This is a genomic window from Chloroflexus islandicus (genome assembly GCF_001650695.1).
In the GTDB taxonomy this organism is placed as follows: Bacteria; Chloroflexota; Chloroflexia; order Chloroflexales; family Chloroflexaceae; genus Chloroflexus; species Chloroflexus islandicus.
Window position 1 is genome coordinate 38,409 of the sequence record NZ_LWQS01000050.1, and the last position, 21,794, is coordinate 60,202.

General features: G+C 61.7%; 14 protein-coding genes. 1 reads left to right on the forward strand and 13 read right to left on the reverse strand.

Annotated elements, in window-relative coordinates; genetic code table 11:
- Positions 1-12 precede the first annotated feature (12 nt).
- The 13 genes from A6A03_RS09480 to A6A03_RS09550 all read right to left on the reverse strand — a co-directional run bounded on the left by A6A03_RS09480 (position 13) and on the right by A6A03_RS09550 (position 18,819).
- Positions 13-1,596 (reverse strand): choice-of-anchor I family protein, encoded by a 1,584-nt coding sequence (locus A6A03_RS09480; protein WP_066786993.1) that lies wholly within the window; start codon positions 1,594-1,596, stop codon positions 13-15.
- A gap of 192 nt (positions 1,597-1,788) precedes the next feature.
- Complete coding sequence (locus tag A6A03_RS09485; protein ID WP_066786994.1) at positions 1,789-4,164, reverse strand: LamG-like jellyroll fold domain-containing protein; 2,376 nt, start codon at positions 4,162-4,164, stop codon at positions 1,789-1,791.
- A gap of 119 nt (positions 4,165-4,283) precedes the next feature.
- On the reverse strand, positions 4,284-4,892 hold the full coding sequence (leuD, locus tag A6A03_RS09490; protein WP_066786997.1) for a 3-isopropylmalate dehydratase small subunit: 609 nt from the start codon (positions 4,890-4,892) through the stop codon (positions 4,284-4,286).
- A gap of 65 nt (positions 4,893-4,957) precedes the next feature.
- Entirely contained in the window at positions 4,958-6,382 is a 1,425-nt protein-coding gene (leuC, locus tag A6A03_RS09495) for a 3-isopropylmalate dehydratase large subunit (protein WP_066787000.1), read from the reverse strand.
- A complete protein-coding gene (gene pheA / locus A6A03_RS09500; RefSeq protein ID WP_066787003.1) occupies positions 6,379-7,254 on the reverse strand; it encodes a prephenate dehydratase in 876 nt (291 codons plus the stop codon). Before pheA ends, leuC begins: the two co-directional genes overlap by 4 nt.
- A 47-nt stretch (positions 7,255-7,301) precedes the next feature.
- Positions 7,302-9,008 carry a 2-isopropylmalate synthase gene (locus A6A03_RS09505; RefSeq protein ID WP_066787005.1) on the reverse strand — a complete coding sequence of 569 codons (1,707 nt, stop codon included), beginning with the start codon at positions 9,006-9,008 and terminating at the stop codon, positions 7,302-7,304.
- Between the two features lie 980 nt (positions 9,009-9,988).
- Entirely contained in the window at positions 9,989-11,011 is a 1,023-nt protein-coding gene (ilvC, locus tag A6A03_RS09510) for a ketol-acid reductoisomerase (RefSeq protein WP_066787007.1), read from the reverse strand.
- A gap of 99 nt (positions 11,012-11,110) precedes the next feature.
- Entirely contained in the window at positions 11,111-11,650 is a 540-nt protein-coding gene (gene ilvN, locus A6A03_RS09515; RefSeq protein WP_066787009.1) for an acetolactate synthase small subunit, read from the reverse strand.
- Between the two features lie 37 nt (positions 11,651-11,687).
- Entirely contained in the window at positions 11,688-13,430 is a 1,743-nt protein-coding gene (gene ilvB, locus A6A03_RS09520) for a biosynthetic-type acetolactate synthase large subunit (RefSeq protein ID WP_066787011.1), read from the reverse strand.
- A gap of 626 nt (positions 13,431-14,056) precedes the next feature.
- Positions 14,057-14,938 (reverse strand): hypothetical protein, encoded by an 882-nt coding sequence (locus A6A03_RS20355; RefSeq protein ID WP_156525309.1) that lies wholly within the window; start codon positions 14,936-14,938, stop codon positions 14,057-14,059.
- 964 nt (positions 14,939-15,902) lie between these two features.
- Positions 15,903-17,030 carry a hypothetical protein gene (locus tag A6A03_RS09540; protein ID WP_066787022.1) on the reverse strand — a complete coding sequence of 376 codons (1,128 nt, stop codon included), beginning with the start codon at positions 17,028-17,030 and terminating at the stop codon, positions 15,903-15,905.
- 111 nt (positions 17,031-17,141) lie between these two features.
- Positions 17,142-18,191: a glycosyltransferase family 4 protein gene (locus A6A03_RS09545; RefSeq protein WP_066787026.1), complete on the reverse strand. Its 1,050-nt coding sequence runs from the start codon at positions 18,189-18,191 to the stop codon at positions 17,142-17,144.
- Positions 18,192-18,441: 250 nt separating this feature from the next.
- Entirely contained in the window at positions 18,442-18,819 is a 378-nt protein-coding gene (locus A6A03_RS09550; RefSeq protein ID WP_066787029.1) for a 6-pyruvoyl trahydropterin synthase family protein, read from the reverse strand.
- Between the two features lie 721 nt (positions 18,820-19,540).
- On the opposite strand from A6A03_RS09550, the gene A6A03_RS09555 reads away from it, so the two are divergent.
- Positions 19,541-21,493 (forward strand): hypothetical protein, encoded by a 1,953-nt coding sequence (locus tag A6A03_RS09555; RefSeq protein ID WP_066787032.1) that lies wholly within the window; start codon positions 19,541-19,543, stop codon positions 21,491-21,493.
- Positions 21,494-21,794 lie beyond the last annotated feature (301 nt).

Genomic DNA, 21,794 nt, shown 5'->3' on the forward strand with positions numbered 1-21,794 from the left:
GTTGCGAACTACTCAATTCGCCTCGTAGATGCTCACCGTTCCACTGACCTCGTTTGCCACGAGCAACAGCGGTTTGCCGGTCGGGCTTTGGTTGGCTGGCACAAACTTCACAATCTCAGGCCCGCTGTCTGGCCCGACGGCGGCGCTGCTGAAGTCACGGTTGTTGACATATTGCACAAACGTTGGCGCTGCTGGGTTGCTGATGTCGAAGATCATCACGCCCCCCTGCCGTTCCAACCCGATGAAGGCATACGTCCGGTTGCGGATCGCGCCGAGCGCGACGCCTTCCGGTTCCGGCCCTTTGTTGTCGCTGCGCGTGTCGAAATCGTTGGCGCTGTTGTTGCTGTTGAAGAAAGCAGGGTACGTCTCGGCTACGATCCGCTCGATCTGGTCGCCGCTGTCGAACACCAGCCGGCCTTCGGCATCCCAAATCGAGAACGAACGAGCGCCAAAGACGTGAATCTGGTCGAAGTCGCCGTCGCCATCGAGATCGCCGCTAGCAATGCTGACGGTCAACCGGCCTAGCGCCGCATTGTTCTTCAGCGCCGTCGCGTTGGGGAAGGCGGTGGGATCAAGCCGGTACCGGCTCGCGCCAACCCGCACCTCTTCCGCGTAGCCAGCATACTCGCGCGCATCGCCTTCGTTCGCAGTCACGAGATAGGTCTGCCCGCGCACGCGGTAGCTTGCAATCGCGTCCGGCTGATAGATGCCAAACACCGGCCAGTTGACGATGTTGATCGCATTGTCGCGGTCGCTGGCGTCAATCCCATTCCCCGGCAGGCTGTGATCTTTCAAGCCAAGCGAACGCACCCACTCGATGCAGAAGTAGCGCAGATCGATCTTGGCGATCGCATTGTTCTCTTGCAGCGTCACATACGCAAACAGGTTATCCGGCGTCACCGTGATGTATTCCGGCTCCAGATTCTTCTGCACTGCATCGGCAGCGGTAGCAGTCGGCCCAAAGATACGGGTCGCCGGGTCGAACTGGTCGCGGTACATGCCGCCAACTTCAAACTCGGCAAAGCCAAGGTGGATGACATCGCGATCGCTCAGGCGGCGGATATTGCCGCTGACCGGGATAATACTGATCGTGCCGTAGGGATCGATCGTGTAATCGTCGCTCGGCTCACCTTCATTTGCTACCAGCAACAGCCGTCCGTTGGGGGTGAAGGTCAGCATATCAGGCAATGCCCCCACTTGCACCCGATTCAGATAGGCGCCATTGAGGTCAAAAAAGACTACAAAACCGGGATCAGTCTTCGGATCGGCTTCCACTGCCACCGCCACCAGATTGCCGCGCACAGCGACGCTGTTCGGCCCGGCCCCATACGGCGATAGATCGATCCGGCTCAGCCGGGTAGGTGTACTTGCGTTGCTCAGATCGACAATATCGAGCGAGTTGCTGGTACTATTCGTGGCGAACATGCGGTTGCGGCCAAAGGCCACCGTTTCCCCCGACAAATTGCCAAGCCCGGTAGTGTAGCTGGCGAGCAGGGTAAAGGTAGGGGCTGGCGATGCTGCGAATACCGGCAACGGACTGATCGCGCCAATCAGCAGCGCGACGGCGACAAACATGGTCAACCCACGGAGACGCATAGTGGCAATTCCCTTACTCAAGGCGGACACTTGCGTCTACTACTATATACATTGCCGGTTAAGCCCATGTAATGAGCATGTTAAGCGTGGGTAGGATTGCGATCACGGCGCCATACGCGGGGGGTAGCGCGGATGTAATCACGGATGCGTTCAAGGGTGGTATTACAGGATCTTGCTCGTTCGTGCCTCGTGTTACCTCCCCACCACCGGCACAAATACCTGATACCGCCTCCCAATCTCAATCGGCTCGCTCGTCAATCCAGCGCCATCGCGGAAGCGCACAAACAAGCGCGGGAGTGCCGTTTCATCCCACCGCCAGCGCACTTCTGGCAATAACGGCAACCACGGCGCGTCAGCAAAGCTTGGTGTGGCGCTGAATTGCATCTCGATCGGAAGGTCGCGATCGGCGGCGTTGATGGTGAGCCGTACCGCCGCCTCCTCGATCCATTCGGTATTCAGTTCTACTTGTGGTGGCAGGTTGAGGTCTACCGTCTGTGAGACAACCGTCGTATTGCCGGCCCGGTCGAGGTAACGCACTTCGACGATGTGCTCGCCTTCGATCGCCGGCAGGCTCCAGCGGTAGCTGTCGTAGTAGGGCATTGGGTCGCTCAGCTCGCCGTTGATGCCGAGGATGACCGCTGCGATCCCGCCGTTGTCATCCAGCGCATTGGTGTCGATGCGGATGGCGCGCTCGGTCACGGCGATCGGTTCTGGCGCGAGTGGCGGCGTTGTCGCGAGTACGGCGATCTCGGCAGTGGTCAGGGCGCGCGCAAAGATGGCGAGTTCGTCGAACCGCACTCCGGCGGCGGCGCCGCCGCTGCTGAAGCGGCCAAGGTGCAGGTGCGCGCCGGTGATGATTGGCAAGACGGTGTTGCTGCGTTCAGCGACTAAGGTACCATCAATGTACAGCGCCTTCGTACCGCTGGTTGTGTCCCAGCTCACGGCGAAGTGATGCCATCCCGTCGCTAAAGTGTCCGGCGCGCTGAGCAGATCTTCACCGCTGCTGGTATCCCCGACCGTCCAGAATGTCCATTGCGCGCTGCCGTCGGGGCCGAGCCGGTCGCGACGCAGGGCTAGGGTGCCGGTGTAGACCGGCGCGCCGTCCGGGTCGGCGCTGGCGGCGAAGAGGTAATGGCGGTTGAGGCTGTTGGTTGGGTAGCTAGCTGGTACTTCGACCCACAGACTGATCGTGCCGCGTTCGAGATCGAGGTTGCCGGTGGTGGGGAAGGCAATTTCCGCCCGGTCGCTGCGCACCGCTTGCCCGAACCGGCCCGGCCCAAAGCTTGGCGTGCCGTTGATCTGCGGCAACCCCTGCCCGACGGTTTGCAGCGGGTGGCCGTCGAAGGTGACAGCCAGCAGCAGATCAGCCGGCGGCGCGACCCGCATCGTCCCGACCGGCGGTGTGGTATCGCTCGGCGGCGGCGTGTAGTCGGGAGGCGTAAAATCGTACATCCCGATCAAATCAGGGTGCCAGAGCCACGTGCTGGCCGCGCAGCCAGCATACGCCGGGCATGGGTCGGGGCCGGGGCCGTACCAGCCATACGGATCGATCTGTTTGCGAATGCCGCCTTCCCAACGCCGTACCTCGAAGTGCAGGTGTGGCGTGCCGCTCACGCCGCTGGCCCCGCTGACGCCAATCTGCTGGCCGGCGGTGACGCGCACGCCATTGCCGTTGGTGAAGATCGGATCGAGCGCGCTAAGATGCCAATACACCGTCTCGTAGCCGTTGGGGTGGACGATGACCACGCCTAACCCGCGCGATTCGTTGAAGGCATAGGCAGTGCCAGCGGCGGCGGCGAGGATGGGGGTGGCGAACGGCGCATCGGGGAAGACGTAATCGTGGCCGTCGTGGCTGTTGTATTGCACATTGCGCCGGCCCAGATAGTCGATCATCTCGCTGTTGCCGTCGCCGCCGAGATCGACCATCGGGTACATGTGGTCAAAGTAGGCAAGATGCGTGACCCGCGTGCCCAATGGCCACGGCGCGCGCAGCCAGCCGGTGACATCCGCCGCAACGGTGGCTGGCGGCGCGAGTTGGCCATCGAAGTAGCTGCGCAAGGCTGCGTGCGTCGCTTTGATGGCCGCTAACCACTCAGCCGAATCGCGTTCTTGCGCCAGAAAGCGCTTGATCGCAATCCATTCCGCCGGTTCATCGAGCGAGAGGGTCAGCGTCAAGCCGTCGCGCAGCCGGACGGTTGGCGGTTGTTGGTATGGCCCCAACCCGGCGCGCAGTTCGCGGTTCGCCCACTCGATCTGCGCGGCAAAGCCAACCGGCCCGTGCGTGCCGAAGGGTTGGGTGATCGCTGCGTCTGGCGGGGTGGGATTGCTGAGCAGACCGGCGGTCGCTTCGAGCAGGGCAAGAGTTAAGAATGGGCTAACCCCGTAGTAGTTGCTCTGCTCTTCGATGATCTGGGCCGCGCTGCGCCCGTCAATGCGGAGGTCTTTCAATGGGCCGGGTTGCTTGGCCAGAAACTCAGCCACATTCCATCCACCCGCCGGTTGCGCGTGCAACGGGGTTGCCGAGAACATGAGACAGAGAATCAAGAACCAGCGGGCAAGTCGATGCATGGGACGATTGGTGCGATGCGCAGAATCAGCCCGGCGCTGCTGCTCTTACCTATAATAACGCATGCAGCGCCGGTTGGTTGCATAGTAAACGTAGCGATTATGAGTAGTTGGCACATCCATCAACCGGTGGTCTTCACCGGTTGCGGGTGGCTCGCTTCGTAAGCGGTAATAGCTTCCGCTTGGTTGAGCAAGAAGCCGAGCTGGTCAACCCCGTGCAGCAGGCAGTATTTGCTAAAGGCATCGATCGGGAAGTTCACCTGCCGGCCATCGGGCAGCGTGACCGTCTGCGCCGCCAGATCGATCGAGAGCGCCATCTGCGGGTCGTTGGCGTACATGGCTACCAGCTCGTCGTAGATCGCCTGCTCGATCGTCACCGGCAGCAAACCGATCTTGAGCGCATTGCTGCGGAAGATGTCAGCAAACGAGGGTGCAATGACCGCGCGAAAGCCGTAGTCTTGCAAGGCCCACGGCGCATGCTCGCGCGAACTGCCGCAACCGAAGTTGCGCCCGCTGATCAGGATCGTCGCGCCTGCCGCTTCGGGCCGGTTGAGCGGGAAGTCGGGATTGGGCGCGCCATCGGGCAGATAGCGCCACGCCTCGAACAGACCGGCAGCCAACCCGCTCTTATCGGTGACTTTGAGGAAGCGCGCCGGAATGATCTGGTCGGTATCGATATTTTCAACCGGCAAGACGACCGCTTTGCCGGTGATGGTTGAGATAGGTTCCATGCGGTTCTCCTTAGGGCAATGCGGTGCATGACCCTTCCTTAGGGTAATGCAGTGCATTACCCCTACTAATTCATCAGCGTGCGCGGGTCGGTGACGACGCCGGTCACAGCGGTGGCGGCGGCGGTCAATGGGCTAGCGAGCATAGTGCGCGCTCCCGGCCCTTGCCGGCCCTCGAAGTTGCGGTTCGAGGTGCTGACCGCATACTTGCCCGGCGGCACCTTATCGTCGTTCATCCCCAAGCAGGCGCTGCAGCCAGCTTCGCGCCATTCGGCCCCTGCCTCTTTGAAGATGCGATCGAGACCTTCCGCTTCGGCGGCCCGTTTGACTTGCTGCGAGCCGGGCACGACCATCACCCGCACCCCCGGCGCCACCTTGCGCCCGCGGAAGAATTGGGCCGCTTGGCGCAGATCAGAGAGCCGCGAGTTGGTGCAAGAGCCGATAAAGACCACATCCACTGGGTGGCCCAACAGTGGCTTGCCCGGTTCTAGACCCATATAGGCCAGCGCCTTATCGAGCGCGGCCCGGCTGCGCGCGTCAGGCATATCTTCCGGGCGTGGCACTGGCGCGTCGATGGGAATGCCCATACCGGGGTTGGTGCCGTAAGTAATCATCGGCTTCAACTCGCTGGCTGAGAGGGTCAATTCGTGGTCGAAGACCGCTCCCTCGTCGGTGGGCAAGGTGCGCCAGCGCGCCACGGCGGCCTCGAAATCGGCCCCTTTGGGGGCGAATGGCCGGCCAGCAATGTACTCAAAGGTGGTGTCATCGGGCGCAACCATCCCAGCCCGCGCTCCGCCTTCGATGCTCATATTGCAGATCGTCATCCGCTCTTCCATCGAGAGCGACCGGATCGCTTCCCCCATATACTCAAAGACATAGCCGGTGCCGCCACCGACGCCGTATTTAGCGATCAGCGCCAGAATAATATCTTTCGCCGTCACGCCGGGGCCGAGCCGGCCATCAATCCGCACGGCGCAGGTCTTGGGCTTGCGCTGCAAGAGGCACTGGGTCGCCAGCACGTGGCCGACTTCCGAGGTGCCGATGCCAAAGGCCAGCGCGCCGAACGCGCCGTGGGTGCTGGTGTGGCTATCGCCGCACACGATCGTCATCCCCGGCTGGGTCAGCCCCTGCTCTGGCCCGATCACATGCACAATACCCTGATTCTCATCACCCAACTCAAACAGCGGAATGCCGAACTCGGCGCAGTTTTTGCGCAATTGCTCAAGTTGGCTGATCGCCATCGGGTCAATCACCGGAATAATGCCGAGATGGTTGCGCGGCGTGGTCGGCGTGCTGTGATCCATCGTCCCCAGCGTTTTGTCGGGCCGGCGCACGCGCAAGCCGCGCTGGCGCAATTCGGTGAATGCTTGCGGCGACGTCACTTCGTGGATCAAATGCAGGTCAATGTAGAGCACTGCCGGCGTCTCCGGCGTCTCTGGCCGCACCAGATGCGCGTCCCAGACCTTTTCAAACAGGGTGCGCGGTTTGCTCATCTCTCCTCTCCTTGCCGCGATGGGTGGTGGTTGCCGTTCGCGCCTTGCCAGCGCGGGTAGCTGCCGAAGATTTTTAGCATCCCGGTGTGCTGGCGGATGCGCTCAAGGGCGCGGGCAACGTGCGGGTCGCGGTGATGGCCGTTAATGTCCACTAAAAAGATGTATTGCCCTAAGATAGCACGAGTCGGGCGCGACTCGAGTTTCGTCATGTTGATGTTTTCCGCGGCCAATTCTTGCAATGCGCCGACCAGACTGCCGGGCCGGTCTTCGCGGGTAAACCCAAAACAGAAGCTGGTCTTGTCATCGCCGGTAGGTGGCGAGTCTTCGCGGGCCAGCACAATGAAGCGGGTGACATTGTGCGGGCTATCGGCGATCTCGCGGGCTAAAATGCTGGCCCCGACCAGCTCGGCGGCGCGCAAAGTGCCGATCGCTGCCGCTGGCCGCTCGTCGGCCAATGCCTCAGCAGGAGCGGCTGAGTTGCTCAGCGAGGCGACCGTCGCCACGCCGGGCAAGCAGCGTTCGACAAAGCGCCGGCATTGGGCCAGCGACTGCGGGTGGGCATAGAGCACCTTGATGTCGCTCAGTTGCAAGCCGGGCCGCGCCAGCAAATACTGGCGGATCGGCACCACAATCTCGCCAGCGATCTGCAAGTTGGTTTCGTGGATGAGCAGGTCGAGCGTATAGCTCACGCTGCCCTCCAACAGATTCTCGATCGGCAACACGCCAGCGGTCGCTGCTTCAGTTTCGATCGCCGTCACCACCGCCGGAATGCTGGCCAGCGGCAGCAAGCGCGCATCGCGACCGGCTGCGTATGCCAGCGCCGCTTCTTCGCTAAAGGTGCCCGGCGGGCCAAGATAAGCAATCGTATCCATGGTGTTTGTTATCCGGTGGGGGTGACGCACCCGTCACCCCCACGCCCTTATCCCAACGTGCTCCCGCCGAAAATGTCCACCGGCAGCGTGCCGGCTTCGCCGCTATACCCGGCGGAATAGGCCATCGCCTCGGCCTTAATCCGCTCTTGGCGGGCGGCCAGCATCTTGTTCAACGCCGCCATATACGCTTGGGCCGCAGCGACAATGGTGTCGGTATGGACGCCGTAGCCGCTAAAGATTTGCTGCGCTTGCCGGCGACCGGTCAGGCTCGTTGCGGTGCTGCTGCTCTCGTTCAGGCGGGCCGGCGCACCCTGCTCACGAATGCGCACCGTCACCTCGGCCACCGCATCCAACCCCTCGGTAATCGCGTTGATCGAGAACTCGATCAGCTCGTTCGGGCGCTGAATAATCCGGTTAATCGCTTGATAGACCGCATCAACCGGGCCGGTGCCCTGCGCGCTATCAATCTTAGTTTGGCCATCGGGGCCGATCAGGCGCACGGTGGCGGTCGGGATCATGCCCACTCCCGAAGCATACTGCACGTGATCGAGCTTGTACAACTCTGGCGTATGCTGCATCTCACCCGCGATCAAGGCCTCGATGTCGCGATCGTCCACTTTCTTCTTGCGATCGCACAAATCCTTGAAACGGGTGAACACGTGCTGGAACTCGTCATCGTTCAGCGTATAGCCCTTCTCTTCGAGGTACTTGCGGAAGGCGTGGCGGCCCGAATGCTTGCCCAGCACCAGCGTATTGCTGTCGAGACCGACCGTCTCGGCGCTCATGATTTCGTAGGTCTGGCGATACTTCAACACGCCATCTTGGTGGATGCCCGACTCGTGGGCGAAGGCGTTGGCGCCGACGATGGCCTTGTTAGGCGGCACCGGCACGCCGATAAAGCTGCTCACCAGCCGCGACGTGCGAGCGATTTCGCGCGTCTCGATCCGGGTGCGCAAGCCGTAATACTGCTGGCGCGTATGCAGCGCCATCACCACCTCTTCGAGCGAAGCATTACCGGCCCGTTCGCCGATCCCGTTAATCGTACACTCCACCTGCCGCGCGCCGGCCCGCACACCCGCCAGCGAATTGGCCACCGCCATCCCCAGATCGTCGTGGCAATGGGTCGAGAGAATGCAGTTCTCGATCCCCGGCACATGCTCGCGCAGATCGCGGATCATCGCGCCGTACTCGTCGGGGGTGAGATAGCCAACCGTATCGGGGATATTGAGCGTGGTTGCGCCGGCTGCCACCGCCACTGCCACCGCCTCGCGCAAGAAGAGCGGATCGGTGCGCCCGGCATCCATCGGCGAAAACTCGACATCCTCGCACAACGAGCGGGCATAGCTCACCATCTCGTGGATGAGTTGCAGCGCCTCGGCCCGCGTCTTGCGGAACTGGTATTCGAGGTGGATGTCAGAAGTTGACATAAATGTATGGATGCGCTTCTTCGCCGCGGGCTGGATCGCGCTCCACGCCTTGTCAATGTCGTCGCGGTTAGCGCGGGCCAGCGCCGCGATAATCGGGCCATCGGGCGTACCGATTTCGCGGGCAATCTCATGCACTGCGGCCCAGTCGCCGGGCGACGCGGCGGGGAAGCCGGCCTCGATAATATCCACTTTCAGGCGCGCCAATTGGCGAGCGACCTCCAGCTTCTCTTCCAGCGTCATAGTGCAGCCGGGGGCCTGCTCGCCATCGCGCAGGGTCGTGTCGAAAATACGGACGTAATCTACGCTCGGTTCGGTGGTGTTGGTCATTGGTGCCTCCTGATATGTATCGTTGGTTCATGTCCTTGCGAGGGGCGGATCGTCTCCTGTCCTTGCGAGGGGCGAAGCCCCGAAGCAATCTCCCGCTTCAGCGGGATGGATGCCTGAGCGCATCGCTCCCCCTTTCCTCCTGTCCTTGCGAGGGGCGCAGCCCCGAAGCAATCTCCCGCTTTGGCGGGATGGGTGTCTGAGCGCATCGCTCCCGTGCGCGCGTTCAGGGGGCGGACAGCACATCGGCTCCGGCGCCCGGCCCTGAAGGGCCGGGCTAGGGGTACGAAGCCCGCTGCGCGGGCTGACGGCCCTCATCCCCAGCCCCTCTCCCACTAGCGCGGGAGAGGGGCGGGCAAAGTTCAGCGTTGAGGCAGCGCCTCCTGTCATTGCGAGGGCGCGCAGCCCCTGCTGTCATTGCGAGGGCGCGGAGCGCCCGAAGCAATCTCCCGCTTTGGCGGGATGGATGCCTGAGCGTACCGCTCCCGTGCGCGCGTTCAGGGGGCGGACAGCACATCGGCTCCGGCGCCCGGCCCTGAAGGGCCGGGCTAGGGGTACGAAGCCCGCTGCGCGGGCTGACGGCCCTCATCCCCAGCCCCTCTCCCACTAGCGCGGGAGAGGGGCGGGCAAAGTTCAGCGTTGAGGCAGCGCCTCCTGTCATTGCGAGGGCGCGCAGCCCCTGCTGTCATTGCGAGGGCGCGGAGCGCCCGAAGCAATCTCCCGCTTTGGCGGAAGGGGTGCCTGAGCGCACCGCTCCCCCTGTCCTCCTGTCCTTGCGAGGGGCGCAGCCCTGAAGCAATCTCCCGCTTTGGCGGGATGGGTGTCTGAGCGCATCGCTCCCGTGCTCGTGGGGGATTGCTTCGCCGGGCGGGGCATCGCCCCGTGATGCCCCTAGCCGGCTCGCGATGACATAGGTGCGTGTATAGTTTGTGCAGGTGCAATCCGCTCATGCGGGGGCAAGGCATGGCCTTGCCGCTAACGCTTTACGCCCCGCCCTCACCCGGCTTGACTTCGCGCGGGTTGACGAAGGGCATCATGCGGCGCAATTCACGGCCAATCTGCTCGATCGGGTGGTTGATATCGGCTTGGCGATAGGCGTTGAAGCGAGGCCGGCCATTGTGATTCTCGTCGATCCAGTCCTCGGCGAAGGCGCCGCTCTGGATGTCGGCCAGAATCTGGCGCATTGCTGCGCGGGTCTGATCGGTGATGATCTTAGGGCCGGCGGTGTAATCGCCCCACTCCGCGGTATCGCTCACCGAATAGCGCATGTAGTTGAGACCACCCTGATAGAACAGGTCAACGATCAGCTTCAGCTCGTGCATGCACTCGAAGTAGGCCACTTCCGGCTGGTAGCCAGCCTCGACCAGCGTCTCGAAGGCAGCCTTGACCAGCGCGCTGACGCCGCCGCAGAGTACCACTTGCTCGCCGAACAGGTCGGTCTCGGTCTCTTCGGCGAAGGTGGTGCGCAACACGCCGGCGCGGGTGCAGCCGAGGCCCTTGGCGTAGGCCAGCGCATCCTCAAACGCGCCGCCGGTCGCGTCTTGCTCAACCGCAATCAGCGCCGGCACGCCGCCGCCCTGCACAAAGACCTCGCGCACGCGGTGGCCGGGAGCTTTGGGCGCGACCATGCTCACGTCGATCCCTGCGGGCGGCACGATTTGGCCAAAGCGGATGTTGAAGCCGTGGGCGAACATCAGCGTCTTGCCCGGTTCCATCGCTGGCGCGATGTGCTCGCGGTACAGATCGGCTTGCCCAATGTCAGGGGTCAAAATCATGACAATCTGCGCCTCGCGGGCCGCTTCGGCGACCGTCATGACCTTCAAGCCCGCCGCTTCGACCTTGCTCCAGCTCTTCGAGCCGGGGTACAAGCCAACCCGCACATCGAGGCCGCTATCGGCAAGGTTGCGGGCGTGGGCGTGGCCTTGGCTGCCGAAACCGATAATTGCGATCGGCTTGTTCTTCAAGCGGTTGAGATCGGCCTGATTGTCGTAGTACAGCTCTGCCATGTTGTGTTATTCCTCATACTCATGCGGCGACCATCCGCCGCGCGCGGTAGGTAAGAACCACTGAGACGCCCGTAAGGGGCGTCTCAGAGGATCGCACAATTAGTTAAGCGCCGGTACAGCTACGCCGTTGGTGGCCGGCTCAACATACTCGCCGGCATTGTGGCCGCGCGCGCCGCGTACCATGGCAATGCGGCCAGTGCGCATCATCTCTTTAATGCCGTAGGGGCGCACCACCTCAATGAAATTCTCAACCTTGCCGGGGGTGCCGGTCATCTCGATAATCATCGTGTTCGAGCCAACATCAACGATCCGCGCCCCAAACACGCTGCACATCGAGATGATCTCGTGGCGGGCCGCCGGCGGTGCATGCAGCTTGATCATCGTCATCTCGCGCTCAACCGTCGGGTCGTCGGTGACATCGCTCACCTTCAGCACCTCGATCAAGCGGTAGAGCTGCTTGACGACCTGCTCAACATGCTCTGATTCCACCACAATGGTCAGCCGGCTCACGCCGGGGGTTTCGCTATGACCAACGGCCAGACTCTCGATATTGTAGCCGCGGCGGCGGATCAACCCGATCACGCGGCTCAGCACGCCGGGCCGATCTTGCAAGAGGGCGACGATGGTATGCTTCTTCATGGTTGCGACTCCTTAGATGACGGTAATGATTACGCCCTTACGCCTGCGACTCCGAGAGGATCATCTCGCCAATCGACTTGTTCTGCGGCACCATCGGGAAGACGTTGACCTCGCGCTCGACGCGGAAGTCGATCAGCACCGGGCCATCGGTGGCATGCGCTTCGTCGATGGCGGATTGCACATCTTCGCTCCGCTCGACGGTGATCCCCTTCCAACCGTAGGCTTCGGCCAGCTTGGCGAAATTGGGGCCAGACAGGGGGGTGCCGCTGTAGCGCTTGTGCTCGAACAGCTCTTGCCACTGGCGCACCATGCCGAGGTAGCCGTTGTTGATCACCGCCACCTTGATATTCTTCAGACCCTCTTGCATGATCGTCGCCATCTCTTGGTTGGTCATCTGGAAGCCGCCATCGCCGACGATCGCCCACACCGTTTCGTTCGGGTAAGCAATCGCCACTCCCAACGCCGCCGGCACCGCGAACCCCATCGTGCCGGCGCCGCCCGAGGTGATATGGGTGCGCGGGCCTTGGTTCCAGTCGATCAACTGGGCCGCCCACATCTGATGCTGGCCGACGTCGGTGACGACGCGGTAGTTGCCGCGCGCGTTGAGGGTGCGGCTCAGCGCCTCGTAGACATCGTGCGGCGGCAGCGACATATTGGCCATCGCGGCCCGGTTCTTGTACTGCTGCTTGCCCTGATGCTTATCCTGCATCTCGCGGATGTGCTCCATCCAATCGGAAGCGTGGGTATGCAACTCGGCCAGCTCGCTGGGCGGCGGCAAGTCTTCGAGCAGCGCCTGCAACACCAGCCGGGCATCGCCGACGATCGGCACATCCACCCGCACATTCTTGCCGATCTCAGAGGGATCAATGTCAACGTGGATAATCCGGGCGTTGGGGGCGAAGGTGCTGGCCTTGCCGGTCACGCGGTCATCAAAGCGACCGCCGATGTTGAACAGCACATCGCACTCTTGGATCGCGCGGTTGACATGCACCCAGCCGTGCATACCGGGCATGCCGATCGCGAGCGGGTGATTTTCGGGGATCGCGCCGATGCCATGCAAGGTGGTAATCACCGGAATGCGCAGCCGCTCGGCGAACTCTTGCAGCTCGCGGTGGGCGCCAGCCATAATGATCCCGTGGCCGGCGATAATCAACGGCTTCTTGGCGCTGATCAACAGCTTGATCGCTTCGCGGATCTGGCGGCGGTTGCCCTGATAGGTCGGCTTATAACCGGGCAGGTTGAGCTTGATATCCCAATTGGGCACCGTCGTCTTCTGCATCGCATCTTTGGTGATGTCGATCAGCACCGGGCCGGGCCGGCCAGTGGTGGCGATGTGGATCGCCTCTTTGAAGACGTAGGGAAGTTCATCAACATTCTTCACCAAATAGTTGTGCTTGGTGATCGGCATCGTAATGCCGGTGATATCGGTCTCTTGGAAGGCATCTTTGCCGAGCACGTGGCTGCCGACTTGGCCGGTAATCGCCAGCAACGGCGTGCTATCCATCATCGCATCGGCAATCGGGGTGACGAGGTTGGTCGCGCCGGGGCCGCTGGTGCCGATACAAACGCCGAGCCTGCCGGTGGCGCGGGCGTAGCCTTCGGCGGCGTGGCCGGCCCCCTGCTCGTGGCGGCAGAGCACGTGGCGCAGCCGGTCGCGATAATCCCACATCGCATAATAGAAGGGCATAATCGCGCCGCCGGGAATGCCGAACATCACTTCGACCCCCTCGCGGATGAGGGCCTCACACATAATCTGGGCGCCGGTGAGTGGTTTGGTCATCGAACTACTCCTGTCGTGATGTGTCTGGAACAGAACCTGTGTGCGCAGCCGTACCCAACGGTGGCAAGCGCAGCGATGCGCTGTACCGTTGGCGACGACCGATCCAACAACCGACGGGCCACAGCAGTGGGGCGTTGCGCCGCTGCTCACCTCGATGTGAGCGGCCAGCCGCGGGGCAATGCGCTGGCGAGGCGGCGGTGAACGAAACGTAGGTTAGCGACGCCGGGTGATCACTGCCGGCGCAAGCGCGAGTCGCGGCTGCAACGCACGTTGTTGCCAAAAGCTGATAATGATGGTGATGAGCCGCATCGCGTATCCTCGCACGGGTACTAAAAAACCTCCCGCAGGGCGGGAGGTTCAGTCTTGCATCCTGAGCCGGGGCTTTGTGACCATCCCCTCCCTAAACACGTTTGCTCCACCCGCCAATAAGGCTAAGGAGGAGTACGAGTACGAGGAGGATAAGGCTTACAAAGTGAGCGGCCATAGATTTGTGTACTTTGCCTAAATGACGATCCGCGAAGAGGATACCACAGCGTGAGCGGTTTGTCAACAGGGAAAGTTGACCCTCGTTTATCAAAGAGTGCGGCAGCCCTTCCTGCCGCACTCTATGCGCTACGAGTCGAGCGTTAGAGGAACGTAATCACCACTAAGGTCTTGGCGCCGGCTGAGGTGATGCTAATCGATACCTCACGCCCATCCTTAGTGAAGGTAAGTTCATACACGCCGCCTTCCACCTCAACGCTATCGCCTTGCCCCCATCCCCGCACCGGCATTTCGGTCTTGTAGAAGGTGGCAATGCTGGCAGCCGCGCCGGCAGCGTCAAAGGTGATCACGCCGGGAGCCTTCACCACATTACTAATATTGGATGGCAGCGGAATCTCGTCCTCAGCCGCCGTTGCGCCAGAGGCGCTGCCGGATGCGCTGCCGCCGGTGGATGCGCTGCCAGAGGCACTGCCGCCGGTGGTAACACTGCCGGACGCGCCACTGTCCGAAGCGCTGCCGCTCACGGTGACGCCGCCGGCAGAAATGCTCGCCGATGCACCACTATCCGAAGCACTGCCGCCCACGGTGACGCCGCCCACGGTGACGCTCGCCGAGGCGCCGCTATCCGAAGCGCTGCCGCCAATCGTGACATTGCCAGTGGTAACGTTGCCGGAGGCGCCGCTGTCAGAGGCATTGCCGGAGACGTTGGCATTGCCGGTAGTGACATTGCCCGCTGCGCTGCTGTCCGAGGCACTGCCAGAGACGTTGGCATTGCCAGTGGTGACATTGCCGTATGCGCCGCTGTCAGAGGCATTGCCGGAGACGTTGACATTGCCGGCGGTAACGTTTCCGTATGCGCCGCTGTCCGAGGCGCTGCCGCTCACGGCTACGTTGCCAGCGGTAGTATTACCAGAAGTCGAGCTGCCAGCCGCCGGCGCAGGATTGCTGGTTGTGCCGCCGCAAGCGGCCAGCAATGCAATCAAGCTCAGGCTGAGCAGAGCGGTCAGGATTTTAGCCAGATTCATCGAAATCTCCCCTTGCGCAGTTGTGTGATGGTTCTGGTTTGAGTACTGGTACATTAGCGGTGGATGAGCGGAGAGACCGCACGCCGTTGTGCTGGCGCTTCCCCGGTGGACAGGGAGAGAATGCATTCTCTAAAATGATAACGTTTTAGCATGCCGAGAGCACTATAGCATGCGAGAGAGGGTCTCACAAGGGAGAGCAAAGATGAAAAGTTTGTCAGGATAGCAGCGAGATCGCTCTCAAGGCGGGTTTAGAAATGGTATATAATTCCACCATGTGGAATATTGTAGGTTGGCAGGAAACGTTGCTTGGCGCTGTGTGCCAATCGTCATCTAACGCATTGGTACGCGATTGTTGCGTTAGGATTGGTTGCGAGCTTCATCACCGGTTGTCAACCGGCATTGCGTGGATTGCGGGATGTCATGTTTGTTAGGAGTGGATACGACTCACGATGCATCTTCCATTCGAGATGCAAATAGCCGGTATGTAGCCAGTGAATAGGGTTTGTCTTCTTGCCAACTATGTGTTTGCTTGGCAAAAAGAAACGATAAGCAGCTTCATAGAGACGCTTGGTCTGTAACGTGCGTTTCGGTGCTGTTCTGACAGTCGTTAAATGACCCATAACGGTATCGCTCTGGCTGATTGCTCGCAATGGCATCCTCCTCTGTGTCCGTATCTAAACGATTGGTGCTGACAGTGCCTTGCACCCTGTTGGCTTGCGCGGATGCGAAGCTCCGGAAGCAACCTCTTTCTCTGGCGAGATGCTGCCGTTGAGGAGTGCTGCGCCACCTATGGCGGCGCGCAATGGCAAGCGGGCCGACATCGCCTTCCTGCCGGCATTGATCGCGCGCGAGCGGCACGAAGAAACCGTTCGGTAAAACGACACCCCTAGCGAGGATACGCTAGGGGTGTCAGACTTGAGTATGCCACAGCGTTCTACGAAAGAGTGATGACCTGCCTCTGCGCCTACGACGACGCGAGCAAAATGATCACCGACGTCTTATTGTTGTCGGTTGAGATCATGACCGTCGCGGTACGACCATCTTTGCTAAACGTGAGTTGGTAGGTGTCGCCGTATTGGCTGGTTTCACCCGCCTGCCAACCGTTCGCAACCATCTCGGTCTGGAAGAACGTGGCCATAGTTGCTGCCGAGTCGGTCGTCTCAAAGCTGATCAACTCACCCATCCGCATCTGATTGCTGATGTTGGGCGGCAATGGAATGTCAGCGCCGGTTGCTTGCAGTTGCTCGCATACTTCAGGCAGGGTGAGAGTTGTATTGCCGGTGAGCTTGGTAACGTTGTACTCCCAGCGCAGATTGCTGAGTGCGCCGGGCAGCGGTGCACCGCTTTCATCGAGTGCATCGCCGGTGATCGTGCCGGTGAGTTCACCTACATGGCGGACAACGACTGCTGGGTTGGATGATACCCAGATTTCACCGTTGGCTTGCCCTTGATAGCCAAGCGCTTGCTCGGTGAGGTTGAAGGTGTAGCGGTCGGTGGTAAAGCCATTGACGCGCACGCCGCGTTCGGCGAGCCGGGCATCTTGCAGATCGCCAATCAGCGAATCAGGTGTCAAGATGCTGCCGGTGAACATGTCGCTGCCGGTAATGTTCAGGCAGTTCCGATCAGAGCCGCTCTCGACATACTGGTACGCTTGGGCGCCGATTTGGAGGTAGATGATGCGCGATACTCCGGTATCCGGCGAATCAGACTCAATGGTGAGGCTGCGATCGCCGTTTTGCAGCCAAATTTCGAGGAACGACAGTTTGATCGGTTCATCGGCTTGGCCTTCGGTCTTCAGCAAACCGTCAATCTTCATCTCGACCTGCACATTGCCGAGCGCCGTAACGTCGATGTCGGTGTTCGTGACCGGCGGGCGTTCGGTTGCGCCTCCCGCAGCGGCGGTTGGCTCGGTTGCCGTCGTTGGCGCTGCGGTAGCTGCTGGATTTGCCGCTGCTGTTGGGCGTGGTGTGCGCGTAGGCGGGGTTTCCGTGGTTGGGGTTGGCGACGGGTTGCTGGCTGCGCCACCGCAGGCGGCGAGGAGCACAACCAGCATGGCGCTCAGGAGGGTAAGGGCGACTCGGTGGATATACATTAGAGTTCCCCTTTGCAGAACCAGTTACAGTGTGGGCAGGTCTATACCACTTGTTACTGTAACACCCGTCGATCGCTCTCACAAGAGGGGTGGCAAAGGATGACGATTTTGTCAGAACGTAGGCGGTTGCTGCTTCCTAATCGTCCATAACACTGCCGCCAACAAGCGCTGCGCCGTGTCATCCCAGCGCGGTAAGGCGGCGGCGCGTTGCCACGCTGCGGTGCTGAGGCGCGCGCGCAGGGCGGTATCAGTGATGATGGTGTGTAGCGCAGCGGCCAGCGCTGCTTCATCGTCGGGCGGTACGAGCAGGCCGCCATCACCTACCAGCGCCGGCACTGGCCCGACTGCGCCGGCAATCACCGGCAACCCGCAGGCCAGCGCCTCGGCAAAGACCAAGCCGTAGCCTTCAAAGCGTGAGGGAAGGGCAAAGACGCTGGCCCGTGCGTAGAGGTTAGCTAGCTCATCGTCAGTAAGCGTGCCACGGACTATCACCGGCGCAGAGCAGCTACGCACCGCTTGCCAGACTTCGGCAGCGTAGGCTGAATCGGCCTCAGTCTCGCCGATCAGTTCCAATCGCCAATCAGGGCGTGCAGCTTGCCCCCATGCTCGCACCAAGCCGGCCAGATTCTTGCGCGGGATCCATTGCCCAATCGCGATCACCAGCGGCTCGCGTAGCACGCCTGCCGGCAAGCGGGCCAGCAGACGGTCGCATCCTCCTGACGCAACGAAGACCTGCGCCGGATCAGCTCCGCGTGCGATCAAGGTGGCCGCGCCGTCATCACTCACCGCCACCAGCGCATCGGTGCGCAACAGGGCCTGTTCCCATTCCCGTTCCCGCGGGTCGCTTGCCCCGGCCACTGCCGGCAACTCGTGGATCAGCGCAATCAGCGGACGCTGCGCGCGCCAGTGATCCAGCCACGGCGCAACGACAACCCGTGCCAGCGCATCAACCAGCAGCGCGTCGTACTGGCCGGCGAGCACCTGTGCGCCGGCCAGCGGTGCAGCCGCCAGTTGCCCGGCGACATCCGCCGGCCCTAACACAATTTCGTCAACGCGATGGCCCTGCGCGCGCCAGCGCCGGAAGACTTCGCGGTGGTAGAGATAGCCGCCGGTGAGCCGGTTCGGATCGCCGACGGTGAGAAAGGCGAGGTGCAGATTCATAAAGGTATCGACCGCAGAGGGCGCGGAGGTGTCCTATCTATGGAGCGCGGGCCGCTGGCCCGCATGCTTTTCAATGCCCACGGAGCGCGGGCCGCTGGCCCGCATGCTTTTCAATGCCCACGGAGCGCGGGCCGCTGGCCCGCATGCTTTTCAATGCCCACGGAGCGCGGGCCGCTGGCCCGCATGCTTTTCAATGCCCACGGAGGGCGGGCCGCTGGCCCGCATACTATTGGCGTGGTCTGTTCATTTCTCACTCTAACGCACTGCCATACGCCGCATACGCCTGCGGATTCTCCCAAATCCTCACCGTCAGCGTGGTGAGACCGCTCCCGCGCAGTGCAGCCGCAATCCGTTCCCAACAGTAGCGAGCGACATGTTCGGCGGTTGTGTTCACGTTATGCAACCCTTCCACGGTGCCCAAATCGCGGTAGTGCAGATCGGCCACAATCGCGTTAACCGCTTCGTGCAGACGGGTGATGTCAAACAGGGTGCCATCGGGCTGCAAGTGCGGGCCGGTCACGATCGCCTCTAGCCGGTAGGTGTGGCCGTGCATGCGGGTGGCCGGGCCGAAATTGCCTTCCAGCCGGTGGGCGGCCTCGAATTGGGCATTGACGCCGATTTCGTACATGTGGGTACTCCTGTATCGGACACTAGCCGGGTAGTGGTATGGGTTTGCTTTCGTAGCGAGCTACCACCTTATCGCACAGCCGGTTTCATTTGTCAAGGTTGTGTCTCTGGTTAGAGCAGACAGCGTGCGCGCTCTTGTAGACGCAGGGAGCGCAAAAGGCGTTAACGCAAAGGCGCAAAGCGAGCCAAGACGCAGAGGGTTAACGCAACGACGCAAAGCGAGCCAAGATGCAGAGGGGGTTAACGCAAAGGCGCAAAGGACGCTAAGGACGCAGAGGGTTTAACGCAAAGGCGCGAAGGACGCAAAGAGCGCAAAGGGTTTTGTATCTTTCGCCCTTTCACCCTCTGCGTGTTCAGCACCTGCTGCGGTAAACAACGTATTTTATCTGCGCTCAGATTGCTCCCGTGCTCGCGGGGGATTGCTTCGCCTCGCTGCGCTCGGCTCGCAATGACAGGCCGAACGCGAGGGGGCGTACCCAGTTGTCATTGCGAGGGGGCGCAGCCCCCGAAGCAATCTCCTGCTTCAGCGAGAACGAACACTGAGAGGATTACTCCCGTGCTCGTGGGGGATTGCTTCGCCTCGCTCCGCTCGGCTCGCAATGACATAAGAGAGCGCCCGCACCAATCTCTTGCGCGAGCGCCAAACTGGTTCTTTGGTATAATCGCCGCGTTGCGCCTAGCAATCCATTAGGCGGTCTCGCATCTCTCACAAGGCTCTTGCTATGCGTCTCGCGAGCGCAATCTTCCTAATCTTCTGCGGTTTCTACCTGCTCACTATGAGCGGCCATACCTATTCAGCCGACGAAGAGACGATGTTGGCTGTAACCCGTAGCCTGATCGAGCGGGGCGATGTCGCGGTGGTGGCAATAGCAGAGTCGCCGTTCGTGGCGTTGCGTCCCGGTTTGGACGATCGAGGTTATTCGCCCTTTGGCGTGCTCCCTTCATTGCTGGCCATCCCGTTTCATCTGCTTGGCGAACTGATTGCTTCGTCTGGCGCACGGGCCGATTACGCGACGCGCTTTGCGGTGACGGCGCTCAATGGTCTGCTCACCGCCGCTACCTGCGCTGTGCTGGCCTTGTGGGCGTTGCGGCTGGGGGCAACCAAGGGTTGGGCGGTCATCCTTGCCCTACTCTACGGTCTGGCGACCTTGGCGTGGCCCTATGCCCGCACGTTTTTCTCGGAACCGTTGGCTGGCTTGCTGATCCTGATCGCTGCCGAACGCGCGCATGCGGCATGGTCATACCAGCGACCGATCGCGCGCTGGCTGGCCCTATTTGTGTCTGGGATTGCCGCGGGTTTCTTGCTGGTAACGCGGATTGCGGCGGGTATTGTCTTGCCGGTCTTCGGCGTCTACGTGCTGTGGGAGGCGTGGCGCAGTTCGATGAGCGCATCCAATGCGTCACAGTTCGCCCCTTTCACCAATATCAGCAGACGCATCACTCAGACGCTCGGCCTTGTGGCCGTGTGGATCAGCGGAATGATTCCGGGCGGGTTGCTCTTCATCTGGTACAACCTTGCTCGATTTGGCACGCCGATCGCGTCGGGCTATGCGAGTGAAGCCTACGAGTTTACAACGCCGTTCCTCACCGGTCTCACCGGCATGTTGTTCAGTCCCGGCAAGAGCGTATTTCTCTTTGCACCGCCGATCTTGCTGGCTATTCCGGGTGGTATCGCCCTCTGGCAGCGTGGTGAACGGGCGGTTGTGCTGTTGGTGATTGGGCTCTTTTGCTCACACCTCGGATTGTATGCTGGGTGGGGCCAGTGGCAAGGCGGTGGCGTATGGGGGCCGCGCTTTCTGCTGCCAGTGATAGCGCCACTCATCGTTCTTGGGGCCGGCATGTTTTTGCGCGAGGCACGGCAACCGGCGGCTACGTACCGGCGCGTGGCGCTGGCCGTGCTCACCGGCCTCCTCGGTTTTGCCGGCAATGTGGGGGGCGTGCTGTTGAATTTTGATACCTACGTGGTTTACGTTCCGCCAGCAGAGCAACAGTGCCCGATCGAGCCATCGCCGCTCATCGGGCACTGGTGTTTGTTGGCCGAACGCTGGCAGCGGTACGCCACTGCACCACCGGTATGCAAATTGGGTGCCGGGATGTATCCTTCGGAAGCGCCGGATGGCGCTGCCCTGCCGCGGCGCACGGGGCAGCGCGGCGTAGTAAACTGCGCAACTGAGGATGGGGGCCGTCTCACGCTTGTCATTGACGACTGGCGTCCCGCCGAAGCGCCTACCAGTGCGCTCCGCCTGCGTCTGAACGGCAACGATCTCGGTGCGCTGCCGGAAGGCCAGCGGCGGGTGTACCACCTGCTCATCGAACCCGGTCAGGCACAGCTTGAAATTGTCGCGCGCGAGTGGAATCCGATGGCCGTTGGTTTCAGCGATCGCAATGAGCCGTTGGGACCACTCATCACCCGGTTGCGCGGGATTACAGCGAGTGGCGTTGAGCTCGCAGTGGTTGATACCGCGATCGCACCGCTGCCGGTGAATCCGCTCTCCCGCTGGGCATGGAACTACGATCCACCCAACCAGCATCTGGTTGATCACTGGGCATGGTACCTGCCGCGCTCTGAACTGGCCGGCCTGCCGGCGCAACGTTTGGCCGCCTTCATCTTGAGCACCGGCAGCGGTTTGCTGGCGGTTGGTCTCGTGCTCTTAGCATGTGCGCTGCGCAAATAGCTGTGGAGTGCGGCAGTCAAACTGCCGCCATTCAAGAAACATCTTGCCCGCCGGCTTGCTGGCGGTCGGTCGCGTGCTGATGGCGTGTCAAAAAGCTATGGAGTGCGGCAGTCAAACTGCCGCCATTCAAGAAACCTCTTGCCCGCCGGCTTGCTAGTGGTCGGTCGCGTGCTGATGGCGTGTCAAAAAGCTATGGAGTGCGGCAGTCAAACTGCCGCCATTCCGAAACCTCTTGCCCGCCGGCTTGCTAGTGGTCGGTCGCGTGCTGATGGCGTGTCAAAAAGCTATGGAGTGCGGCAGT